The organism is uncultured Methylobacterium sp. (assembly GCF_964242245.1).
GTDB lineage: Bacteria > Pseudomonadota > Alphaproteobacteria > Rhizobiales > Beijerinckiaceae > Methylobacterium.
In genome coordinates, this window is record NZ_CAXTBY010000126.1 from 1 (window position 1) to 10,284 (window position 10,284).

Sequence of the window (10,284 nt, forward strand, 5' to 3'; positions counted from 1 at the left end):
CTCTCCCCGCGTGCGGGGAGAGGGGACCCGCGCCTCATCCGATCGCGTCGAGAGACGGGTGAATACGGTGGCAGAGGGGGGAGGGAAGGCGCGCCACCGAACTGATCAACCGGCAATCGTATCAGTCGGTGCCGCCGCCGCGGGGGGCGATGGTGAGCTTCTGCACGCCCTTGGCGGCCAGCACCGGCTTTCGCGCGCTGATGATGCGCGAGTTCACGCCGGTCCAGCCGATCTCGCCCGAGAGGCGGCCGTACTCGATCTTCGGGCACCGGTTCATGATGACGGTGACGCCCCGGGCCTCGGCGCGTGCGGCGGCCGCGTCGTCGCGCACGCCGAGCTGCATCCAGATCGTCCTCGGCAGCGGGTCGAGGGCGAGCGCCGCGTCGACCAGCGGGCCGGCGGCGGCGGAATTGCGGAAGATCTCGACCATGTCGACGGGCTCGGCCAACGCGCCCAGCGAGGCCGCCACGGTCCGCCCGAGCAGCGTCTGCCCGGCAAGACCCGGATTGACCGGGGTGACCGCGTAGCCGCGATCGAGCAGGTACTTCAGCACGATCCAGCTCGGCCGCGCCGGGTTGGCGGAGGCGCCGACCAGCGCGATCGTGCGCGTCGCCCGCAGGATCGCGCGGATGTGGGCGTCCGGGTAGCGGCCGTGGCGGGTGGCGAGGCCGTCGGGGGCTTGGTCGAGGCTGGGGATCATGGCGTGCCGGTTGTCGATGATCGCCCGGCGAACGGCAAGGTCCGGGCCTCGCGGCAGGGTCAGGGATGCCGATGGATCGGGTCGATCCAGGGGACGGTCTCGGGCCGCTCGACCGGCTCGACGTTGGGGATGGCGACCACCACCGCCTCGTTGTCGGAGCGCACCAGCACGCAGTGCAGCGGCTGATCGGGCAGCGCGTTGATCTCCTGGTGCGGCACGAAGGGCGGCACGAAGATGAAGTCGCCGGGGCCGGCCTCGGCCACGTATTCGAGCCGCTCGCCCCAGCGCATCCGGGCGCGGCCGGACAGCACGAAGATCACGCTCTCCAGGGCGCCGTGGTGGTGCACCCCGGTCTTGGCGTCGGGCTCGATCGCGACCGTGCCGGCCCAGATCTTCTGCGCGCCGACGCGGGCGTGGTTGATCGCCGCTTGCCGGAACATGCCGGGCGTCTGCGCCGTGTTCGGGTCGAGCCGGTCGCCGGGAATCACGCGCACGCCGTCGTGCTTCCAACGCTCCGCGCCTGACGCGGGCGGCCCTTCGGGCTGGTGCGGATGCGCGTGGCCCGCCGAGGCTTCCTGGTCGTCATGCATGTCGTCCCTCCCTTCGGCGCGTCGAAGCGTCGATCCGAGATGTGACGCCTGCCGACGGGCGCAAGGCTCGCGACGGCCTCGGGTGCTGCGCGGCGTCGCGGCTGCTTGATTGCACCGCACCGCGCGCGACTTCGCAAGCATGGACCAGCCTGCTCCGACCGGCGCCCCGCCGCCCACCGTGTTCTGCCTGCACTTCCTCGGCGGGAGCGCGCGGGAATGGGAGCCCGTGGCGCGGCGCCTCGGCGGCAGGCTGGTCGTCGTCCCGATCGACCTGCCCGGCTTCGGCGCGGCCGCGGACGTGCCGGGTTTTTCGGTCGCCGCGATGGCCGACCACGTCGCCGCGCGGATCCGTGACGCCGCGCCGACGCGCTGGCTGATCGCCGGCCACAGCATGGGCGCCAAGGTCGCCCTCGCCCTGGCCCGCCGCTCCGAGGACGGCGAGGCGGGGCTCGAAGGTCTCGCCGGCCTCGTGCTCCTCGCCGGCTCCCCGCCGAGCCCCGAGCCGATGGACGAGGAACGGCGCCGGGCGATGATCGCCTGGATCGGCGCCGAGCCCGAGGTCCGCCGCCGCGAAGCCGCGCGCTACGTCGCGAACAACGTCGGCGCGCCGCTCGATCCCGAGCGTGAGGCGACGGCCGTCGCGGACGTGCTGCGCGCCGACCCCGCGGCCTGGATTGCGTGGCTCACCGACGGCAGCCGGGAGGACTGGTGCGGGCGCATCGGCGTTCTCCGCACGCCGGCCTTGATCCTGAGCGGATCGCAGGACGCCGACCTCGGGCCGGAGGCGCAAGGAGCGCTGATGGCACCGCACTGCGCCGACGTCCGCGCGGTGACGCTGGACGGCGCCGGCCACCTGCTGCCGCTGGAGCGGCCCGAGGCCGTCGCCGACCTGATCGGTGAACACGCCTTCGCGCCGCCGTCACCACCGGGTAAGGCGCCCGTGATCGACGCCGCCTATCGTGGGCTGATCGAATCCGACCGCGTCAACAGCCGCCTGCGCGGCGCCCTGCACGACCGGGCGAAGCCGGACGATCCGGGCTACCGGCCGCGGGCGCTCGACGCCGTGGAACTCGCGATCCTGCGCGCCGTGATCGACCGGGTGCTGCCGCAGCCGGGCGACGCCCGGATCGACATCGCCGCGCGGATCGACGCCCGGCTCGCGAGCGGCGCCGGCGACGGCTGGCGCTTCGCCGCCCTGCCGCCGGACGCGCAGGCTTATCGCGCCGCTCTGCGCAGCCTCGACGCGGTTGCGTCTGCCGCGCTCGGGCACCCGTTCCTCGCCCTCGACGGGGCGCGGCAGGACGGCGTGCTGACGGCGGTCGAGGCCGGCACGCTGCCGGGTGAGGGGTCGCGTCCGCTCGATGCCGAACAGATGACGTTCTGGTTCGAGGATCTGCGCGGCGACGTGGTGCGAACCTACCTCGCTCACCCGGCCGCACTCGCCCGGCTGGGCTTCTCCGGCATCGGTGCTGGCGGCGACGGTGTCCCGACCGTGGGCTTCGGCCACGTCGGACTCGGCCAAGTCGGACTCGGCGAGCGCGAGGCCTGGGAGCCCGTTGCGGCCGGCGCTTCGCAGGGCGAGGACGCGCGATGAACCTCGACGCGATGCGGCGCTACGAGACCGAGGCGGTGGTCGATGCCGTGGTCATCGGCACCGGGGCCGGCGGGGCGCCGCTGCTGGCGCGCCTCGCCGCCGCCGGCCTGCGCGTGGTCGCGCTGGAATCCGGCCCGAACTTCGACCCGGAACGCTTCGCCTTCGACGAGACGCTGGCCGACGAGATCTACTGGACGGAGGAGCGCCTGAGCGGCGGCGCGACCCCGGAGGCGTTCGGGGCCAACAACAGCGGCACCGGCGTCGGCGGCTCGACGCTGCACTGGGGGGCGTTCTGCCCGCGGGCCGACCGGCGCGACCTGCGCATCCGCACGGAATCCGGTGAGGGCGTCGACTGGCCCCTCGACTACGACGATCTGCTGCCGTTCTACGAGCGCGTCGAGGCCTTTCTCGGCGTGTCCGGCCCGCAGAGCTACCCGTGGGACCCGGGCCGGCGCTATCCCCTGGCGCCGGTGCCGCGCAACGCCTCGGCGCAGATCATGAGCCGAGCCTGCGCGGCCCTGGGCGTGCGCACCGCCGACGCGCCCGCCGCCGTGGTCTCGCGCGACTTCCCGCAGGAGGGCGGGCGCTTACGCCACGCCTGCATCAATTGCGGCTACTGCCACCAGGGCTGCCGCAACGGCGCCAAGACCAGCATGGACGTGACCTACCTGCCGCTCGCCGTCGCGCACGGGGCCGAGATCCGGCCCGAGGCCCGCGTCCACGGGCTGGAGCGCGACCGGGCGGGCCGGATCACGGCGGTGGTCTACCGCCAGGGCGGGGCCGACCACCGCCAGCGTTGCGCGCGGGTGTTCCTGTGCGCGGGCGCGGTGGAGACGCCGCGGCTGCTGCTGCACCTCGGCCTCGCCAACGGCAGCGGTCAGGTCGGGCGCAACTACATGGGCCACGTCGCGACCCAGGTCTGGGGCACGTTCGACGCCGAGACGCGGCCGAACAAGGGCTACCCCTCCTCGCTGATCACCGAGGACATGATCCGGCCGAAGGACGCCGACTTCGCCGGCGGCTACCTCGTGCAGAGCCTGGGCATCGCGCCGCTGACCTTCGCCAACTCCGTGGCGCGCGGGCGCAAGCTCTGGGGGCAGCCGCTCACGGACTACCTGCACGGCTACAACCACGTCGCCGGCATCGGCATCAACGGCGAGACGCTGCCCCGCGAAGGCAACGTCCTGACCCTTTCCGACGAGACCGACGCGCTGGGGATGGGCAAGGCCCACGTCAGCTTCGGCTACGGCCGCAACGAGGACCGGCTGAACGCGCACGCGACCAAGCTGATGACGGCGCTGTGGCAGGAAGCGGGGGCCCGGGACATCTGGACCCTGGAGCGGGTCGCCCACACCATCGGCACCTGCCGGATGGGCCGGGACGGCGACAGCGCCGTGGTCGACCCCCACGGCCGGTCCTTCGAGGTGCAGAACCTGTGGATCTGCGACGGCTCGACGTTCCCGAGCTCGCTCGCGGCCAATCCCGCCCTCACCATCATGGCCCTGAGCCTGCGGAGCGCGGAGGCGGTGCTGCGCGGCGACTGAGCGGCCGCCCCGCACCGCGATCGACGCAGCCGCCCGCGGGTCGCGCCCGCTGATCAGGCGGCGGACGCCAGCAGTGCCGGGCTCGGCGCATCCATCGCCCGCATGTAGACGTCGAGAAGGGTCTCGTGCTCGTCGCGCGCATCCTGGTCCTGCTTGCGCAGGCGGATGATCTCCTTGAGGATCTTGACGTCCAGGCCCTCGCCCTTGGCCTCGGCGAAGATCTCCTTCTTGCCCTCCATCAGCGCCTTGATCTCCGCGTCGACCTGCTCGATGCGCTCGATGATGGACCGGATGCGATCGCCTGCGATCCCAATCGTGTCGGACATGCCTATCCCCTTCGCGAAAAGCCGCAACGGCGTCCTCACGCATCGGGGTGACGGAACGGTTAATCCGGGGATCGCTGTCTCGTCGGACGCGGATCGCTGCACGGTCGGATTCGGTGGACCGACCGGCCGGACTCTGCTATGATTTGTCCACGGTTGATGACCGGTTCGTAATAACGTTTCAGGACCCGGAGGGCAGTACTCCGGCGCCTCCACCACGAACGCATCGTGGATGCGTTTCTGATGGGGGCGAAACAGGTTCGACTGGGCGGTAAAGGGATCGCGAGTTCACGCTCACCTCGGTGGGCTATGATGCGGCTGTCGGTAAGGATTCGACCGGTTCGGCGTGGGCAACCCCCATTCCGGATATTTGGCCAAACTCTAAATGCCAACGATAACGTTGTCATGGATGCCCGCCTCGCGGCGTAAGCATCTTGCGGTAGGGTAACCGTAGAAACAGAACCCGGGGCTTCGGCCCCGGGACCCATCCTTCCCGATCAAACCCGTGTGGCAACGCGACGGTGGCACTGCGTCCATCCTCGCAGCTTGCGAGGCCGGGACTGTCGGCGTCTGCTGGTCCTCTCGCGGAACGCGCCGACGGGTGCGAACGCACTCCGCCCTCGGAGAGGACGGAGTGCGATGGGAAGGTCGGTCAGCTCTTCTTGTTGGCGTTGTGATGTCCGACGGCGCAGCCGGCCGCGGCGCCGACCTTGCCGTGCCCGGCCATGTGCCCGGCGACGCCGCCGACGACGGCGCCCTTGATGCAGCCCTTGGCCTCCGCCGACACCGCGTGGCCGAGCAGGCCGACCGCGAGGAGGCCGGCGCTGAGAATGGGGAGCTTCATGGGGTTGGTTCTCCGACTGTGCAGGGTCTGGTCCCATGAAACGGCTGCGCCCGTGCCCGCGTTCCCGCGCCCTCGACGGCGCGACCCGGGTCTGTCGGGCGGCTCCGCTGCAACCGCGGCATGCCCTCCGTGCCGCCGCGCGAATTGACACCGCGCGAAAACCCGCGACATCACGGGGCTTGATCGCACTGACACAGGAAGGCGCACGTGGCTCGTCCCGAACTCGGCACCAAGCGGATCTGTCCCACGACCGGCAGGAAGTTCTACGATCTCGGTCGTGATCCGGTGGTGTCCCCCTATTCCGGCGAGGTCGTTCCGACCGCCGCCCTCACACCCTTCACCAGCCGCTCCGCACCCGTCGCGGCGCGAAAGGAGCCCGTCGTCGCCGATGAGGACGAGGCCGATGCCGCCGGTCCGGAACTCGTCTCCCTCGACGAGGTCGAGGCCGAGGAGACCGAGAAGGACACCGACACCGAGACCGACGATGTGATCGAGGCCGAAGCCGACGGCGAGGCGGCCGACGACGACACCCTGGTGGTCGACGAGGAGGACGACGACACGACCGATCTCGTCGATGTCGAGGAAGATGAGGACGATTGACCGCGGCGGCGTCCTCCGGTTCGCAGTCAGGCCGTTCCGATCCAGGCGTAGGCGGCCTCGCCTGCGGAACTGGACGGTTCGGCCCGAGCGGGTCCTGGTCACGGGGACGGCATCTTGACGAAGGGAGGCGCCGCGGCCGCCGCCGCGGGGCTTCCACCTGCCCTCGCCAACGGGCTCGTCGGGCGTCGTCGGCCGAACCGCCTCAGAAACGAAAAAGGGCCCCCGCGCGGAGCCCTTGCCTCGTCTTCGACCATTCCGGACCGGGCGGAATGGTGGGCGCGACAGGGATCGAACCTGTGACCCCTACCATGTCAAGGTAGTGCTCTCCCGCTGAGCTACGCGCCCTTGCCGAAGCCGTTCCGCTTCGGTGTGCCGGGCCTATAGCCTTCGGCGAAGGGGCGTGCAAGCCGAAGATCGGCGCCCGGGTCACGCGAGGACGCGGCGTCCGGCAGCGCCTGCTCGGGCCGGGCGACGCTGCACCGGCCCGGAAAATGCGCTATGGCCCGCCCCGGCCCGCGCGGGCCGACGATGGGTGTCCGGAGACCGGACGCGGCAGCGATGGGACATGCGGTTCTTCATTGATTTCGATACCGGCGACCGGATCTACGGGTGGATCGTCCCGGACAACCCGTCGGCGATCAGCCGGGTCGTCGTCGCGGCCGAGGGTCTGCGCTTGGCCGAGATCCCGGCCACCATCGTCGACGGGGCGTTTCGCCAGAACGGCTGGCACGCCACCGGCCAATGCGTGTTCGAGCTGACTGAGGCCGTGGTGCCGGGGCTTGCTGACATGCCCCGCCTCGAATTGTACGACGCGGACACCAACCTGCTGGTGCATCGGCGCGTACCCCGCGACGGCCTCGTCCAGCAGAGGGTGCTGCTCCTCAACACCGGCATCCATCCCGAGGTCGAGGTCCAGAACGCGTTGTTCCCGCATTTTCAGCAATCCTACTTCAACCTGCAGCGCCTCTCCGACGAGATGCTGAGCTGCATCTTCGCGAACCCCGAACCGGCCTCGCAATTCCTGTCCGGCGCGATCGTCGTGCCGCGCTACGAGCAGCACTTTCCCCCCGAGCGGATGCTCTCGGCGATCCTGCTGCAGGACCCTCACGTCGAGATGGCGACGCGGATGCTCTGGCTGAAGGCGCGCGCGGCGGTGGCGGCCGAGGACGGTGCAAGCTGGCGTACCGGACGATACGGCGAGGCGGCGCTGTTTGCCGCAGCCTACGACTTCACCGACGCGAGGAGCCTCAAGCGGTTCTTCCGGATGCTGCCGCAACCGGCCTACCACCTTCTCTACAACCCGCTGTCGCGCCAACTCGGCACCCGCCTGCCCGACGACCGGCTGCACCCGGGCAACTCGATCGTGGCGATCGAGATCCTCGCCCGCCTCGGCATCGTCGGGCACCGCACGTACTTCAAGGCTTTCGTCTCGACGCTGTTCGACAGGATCGGCCTCGACGCCGCGGTGCCCCTGCCGGTTCCGACGCCGATCGCGCCCGAGGCGATGGCGCTCGCCGAACGCCTGCGCGGGGTGAAGGCGGTCGCCGACATGCTCGTCTTCGACATCGCCATGTCGGATGCCGTGCTCACCTCGCTGGCCAAGAGCTGGCCGCGCCAAGAGCTGGACGCGTTGACGTGACGGACATCGATGCCACCCTCGCGGGGGCCGGCCGGCCGCTCCGGCGCCTGTCGGTCGTCGACGACGCGGGCGGATTGCGGCTCGACCTGGATGGCCTCGACCTCGGGGGCGCCTGGGTCACGATCACGCTGACCGACGACCCCGGGGCGGCGCGCGACGCGCGCCTGCTGATGAGCGTGCTCATGGCCGACGAGGGCCGGGCCGGGCCTCCGCTCGCCGACGAGGCGCTCGGCTGCGGCGTGTTCGCCTGGACCGGGCAGTTGCCGCCGGCGACCCGTGCCCTGCGGATCGCACCGCTCGCCGGTGGGCGCCCGCCCGCCCTGAGCCGCATCGCGATCCGGTGCCGCGGCCGGCCGGCGCTGGTCGCCCGGGCGTTCGCCCGCGCCCCCGGCCTCACCGTGCGGGCCGTGTACTGGCGCAGCGTCGGCAAGCGGGTGCGCGGGCGCAGCTTTCTCGACCGGGCGCTGCGCCACCGCGCCGAGGGCGGCTACCCGTCGTGGATTCGGCGCTGCGCCACCGTGAGCGAGGCCGACCGGCGCCGCATCCGGGCCGAAATTCAAGCCTGGGACGCGCCGCCCCTGATCTCGGTCGTGATGCCGGTGCACGATCCGGCTCCGCGGGTGCTGCGCGCCGCCCTGCGCTCGGTGCTGTCCCAGCTCTACCCGCACTGGGAGCTGTGCATCGTCGACGATGCCTCGAACGACCCGGCGATCCCCCCCCTGCTCGCGCGGTTCGCGGCCTCCGACCCGCGCATCAAGGTGCTGCGCCGGCCCGAGAACGGGCACATCGCCCGGGCGACCAACGACGCGGTGGCGATGGCCGCGGGGCTCTTCACCGCCTTCCTCGACCACGACGACGCGCTGCCCGAGCAGGCGCTCTACGAGGTCGCCCGGGTGATCCGGGCCGATCCCAACCTCGTGCTGATCTACAGCGACGAGGACAAGATCGATGCGGGCGGGCGCCGCTTCGAGCCGCACTTCAAGCCGGAGTTCGACCGCGAACTGCTCTACGGACAGAACTACATCAACCACCTCGCGGTGATCCGCACGCACGCGCTCCGGGCGGTCGGCGGCCTGCGCCCGGGCTTCGAGGGCAGCCAGGACCACGATCTGCTGCTGCGCCTCACGGACCGGCTCGACCCGGCCCGCATCCGCCACATCCCGGCGGTGCTCTACCACTGGCGCGCGGCCATCGGCTCGGGCACGTTCTCGGACCGGTGGCTCGCCCGGGCGGAGGCCGCGCGCCTGAGGGCGCTCAGCGAGATCGTCGCCCCCTGGGGCGGCCGGGCCGAGCGCGGTCCCCTCGGCTTCAACCGCTTGGTCCGGCCGCTGCCGACGCCCGCGCCGCGCGTCTCGGTGATCGTCCCGACGCGGGACCGCGCCGAACTCCTGCGCGTCACCCTCGACGGCCTGTTCACGCGGACGGACTATCCCGACATCGAGGTGTTGGTCGTCGACAACGACAGCCGGGAGCCGCAGACGGCGGCCCTGCTTGCCGCCTACCGCGGCGAGCCGCGCCTGCGCGTCCTGCCGGTGCCCGGCGCCTTCAACTTCTCCGACCTGTCGAACCGGGGCGCGTCCGCGGCGACCGGCACCGTGCTGCTGTTCCTCAACAACGACGTCGACGTGATCGAGCCGGGCTGGCTGCGCGAACTCGCCGCGACCGCCCTCGATCCGGCGATCGGAGCGGTCGGTGCCAAGCTGCTCTACCCGGACGGAACGGTGCAGCACGGCGGCGTCGTCCTCGGCATCGGCGGGGTGGCGAGCCACTCCCACCACGGCGTCTCGGACGACGATCCCGGCTACTTCGGGCGGATGGTCCAGGCGCACGAGGTCTCGGCCGTGACCGGCGCCTGCCTCGCCATGCGGGCGGAGGTCTTCCGCGAGGTCGGCGGTTTCGATGCCGAGCACCTGCGGGTCGCCTTCAACGACGTCGATCTCTGCCTGCGGGTGCGGGCGGCCGGCTACCGGATCGTGTGGACGCCGTTCGCCAAGCTCGTCCACCACGAGTCGAAGAGTCGCGGCGCCGAGGACACGCCGGAGAAGCGCGCCCGCTTCGAGGGGGAGACGCGGGTGATGCGGGAACGCTGGGGCGCGGAGCTCCGCGCCGATCCGTACTACAACGTCAACCTGTCCCGGAATTCCGGCCATTACCGCCTGTGACGACGCCGGATGGATGTCGGGGCCCGCAGCCTGCGATGGGATGCGGAGCGCCGTACACAAAAAAACGACGCAGTTCCGAGGTCTTCCGGGCGGAATGGGCCCTGTTCCGCCCACCGATGATCCGGGCTAATGTTGCATCGCAACTGGCGGCCGCGCCCGGCTTGATGACGGAGGTTGCATGCGCATTGCGATGGTCGGTTCCGGGTACGTGGGTCTGGTGTCGGGAGCGTGCCTGGCTGATTTCGGTCACGTGGTGGTGTGCGTCGATCGCGACCCGGCCAAGATCGC

10 protein-coding genes, 1 tRNA gene and 1 other RNA gene are annotated in these 10,284 nt (G+C 71.4%); 7 read left to right on the forward strand and 5 right to left on the reverse strand.

The genetic code is table 11. The features are described 5' to 3' along the window. Window positions 1-121: 121 nt before the first annotated feature. The gene (locus tag ACFE8Y_RS18670) at window positions 122-700 is read right to left on the reverse strand and encodes a CoA-binding protein (RefSeq protein ID WP_375465879.1); all 579 of its coding nucleotides are present in this window, start codon (window positions 698-700) and stop codon (window positions 122-124) included. Window positions 701-759: 59 nt separating this feature from the next. Then, the gene (locus ACFE8Y_RS18675; RefSeq protein ID WP_375465880.1) at window positions 760-1,290 is read right to left on the reverse strand and encodes a cupin domain-containing protein; all 531 of its coding nucleotides are present in this window, start codon (window positions 1,288-1,290) and stop codon (window positions 760-762) included. A gap of 139 nt (window positions 1,291-1,429) precedes the next feature. On the opposite strand from ACFE8Y_RS18675, the gene ACFE8Y_RS18680 reads away from it, so the two are divergent. Next, on the forward strand, window positions 1,430-2,884 hold the full coding sequence (locus tag ACFE8Y_RS18680) for an alpha/beta hydrolase (RefSeq protein ID WP_375465881.1): 1,455 nt from the start codon (window positions 1,430-1,432) through the stop codon (window positions 2,882-2,884). Then, the gene (locus ACFE8Y_RS18685; RefSeq protein ID WP_375465882.1) at window positions 2,881-4,428 is read left to right on the forward strand and encodes a GMC family oxidoreductase; all 1,548 of its coding nucleotides are present in this window, start codon (window positions 2,881-2,883) and stop codon (window positions 4,426-4,428) included. The genes ACFE8Y_RS18680 and ACFE8Y_RS18685 overlap by 4 nt, the downstream gene beginning before the upstream one ends. A gap of 53 nt (window positions 4,429-4,481) precedes the next feature. Here ACFE8Y_RS18685 and ACFE8Y_RS18690 read toward each other — a convergent pair whose 3' ends face one another. Further along, window positions 4,482-4,754 (reverse strand): DUF2312 domain-containing protein, encoded by a 273-nt coding sequence (locus ACFE8Y_RS18690; protein WP_375465883.1) that lies wholly within the window; start codon window positions 4,752-4,754, stop codon window positions 4,482-4,484. A gap of 110 nt (window positions 4,755-4,864) precedes the next feature. Between ACFE8Y_RS18690 and ssrA the strand changes: the two genes are divergently transcribed. Next, window positions 4,865-5,222, forward strand: a transfer-messenger RNA (tmRNA) gene (gene ssrA / locus ACFE8Y_RS18695). Window positions 5,223-5,403: 181 nt separating this feature from the next. Here ssrA and ACFE8Y_RS18700 read toward each other — a convergent pair. Further along, window positions 5,404-5,595: a hypothetical protein gene (locus tag ACFE8Y_RS18700; RefSeq protein WP_375465884.1), complete on the reverse strand. Its 192-nt coding sequence runs from the start codon at window positions 5,593-5,595 to the stop codon at window positions 5,404-5,406. A 207-nt stretch (window positions 5,596-5,802) separates the two neighbouring features. Between ACFE8Y_RS18700 and ACFE8Y_RS18705 the strand changes: the two genes are divergently transcribed. Next, entirely contained in the window at window positions 5,803-6,195 is a 393-nt protein-coding gene (locus ACFE8Y_RS18705) for a TIGR02300 family protein (RefSeq protein ID WP_375465885.1), read from the forward strand. A 270-nt stretch (window positions 6,196-6,465) separates the two neighbouring features. Here ACFE8Y_RS18705 and ACFE8Y_RS18710 read toward each other — a convergent pair. After that, window positions 6,466-6,540, reverse strand: a tRNA-Val gene (locus ACFE8Y_RS18710). 220 nt (window positions 6,541-6,760) lie between these two features. On the opposite strand from ACFE8Y_RS18710, the gene ACFE8Y_RS18715 reads away from it, so the two are divergent. The 3 genes from ACFE8Y_RS18715 to ACFE8Y_RS18725 all read left to right on the forward strand — a co-directional run. Continuing rightward, on the forward strand, window positions 6,761-7,834 hold the full coding sequence (locus ACFE8Y_RS18715; RefSeq protein ID WP_375465886.1) for a hypothetical protein: 1,074 nt from the start codon (window positions 6,761-6,763) through the stop codon (window positions 7,832-7,834). A 5-nt stretch (window positions 7,835-7,839) separates the two neighbouring features. After that, window positions 7,840-9,996 carry a glycosyltransferase family 2 protein gene (locus ACFE8Y_RS18720; RefSeq protein WP_375465887.1) on the forward strand — a complete coding sequence of 719 codons (2,157 nt, stop codon included), beginning with the start codon at window positions 7,840-7,842 and terminating at the stop codon, window positions 9,994-9,996. A 178-nt stretch (window positions 9,997-10,174) separates the two neighbouring features. Continuing rightward, window positions 10,175-10,284 (forward strand): hypothetical protein (locus ACFE8Y_RS18725; protein WP_375465888.1); only part of this gene is annotated, 110 nt, incomplete at its 3' end.

Bases quoted from the DNA above. Each gene is read 5' to 3' on its own strand.
- ACFE8Y_RS18670 (WP_375465879.1), bottom strand. From the start codon at position 700: ATGATCCCCAGCCTCGACCAAGCCCCCGACGGCCTCGCCACCCGCCAC.
- ACFE8Y_RS18675 (WP_375465880.1), bottom strand. From the start codon at position 1,290: ATGCATGACGACCAGGAAGCCTCGGCGGGCCACGCGCATCCGCACCAG.
- ACFE8Y_RS18680 (WP_375465881.1), top strand. From the start codon at position 1,430: ATGGACCAGCCTGCTCCGACCGGCGCCCCGCCGCCCACCGTGTTCTGC.
- ACFE8Y_RS18685 (WP_375465882.1), top strand. From the start codon at position 2,881: ATGAACCTCGACGCGATGCGGCGCTACGAGACCGAGGCGGTGGTCGAT.
- ACFE8Y_RS18690 (WP_375465883.1), bottom strand. From the start codon at position 4,754: ATGTCCGACACGATTGGGATCGCAGGCGATCGCATCCGGTCCATCATC.
- ACFE8Y_RS18700 (WP_375465884.1), bottom strand. From the start codon at position 5,595: ATGAAGCTCCCCATTCTCAGCGCCGGCCTCCTCGCGGTCGGCCTGCTC.
- ACFE8Y_RS18715 (WP_375465886.1), top strand. From the start codon at position 6,761: ATGCGGTTCTTCATTGATTTCGATACCGGCGACCGGATCTACGGGTGG.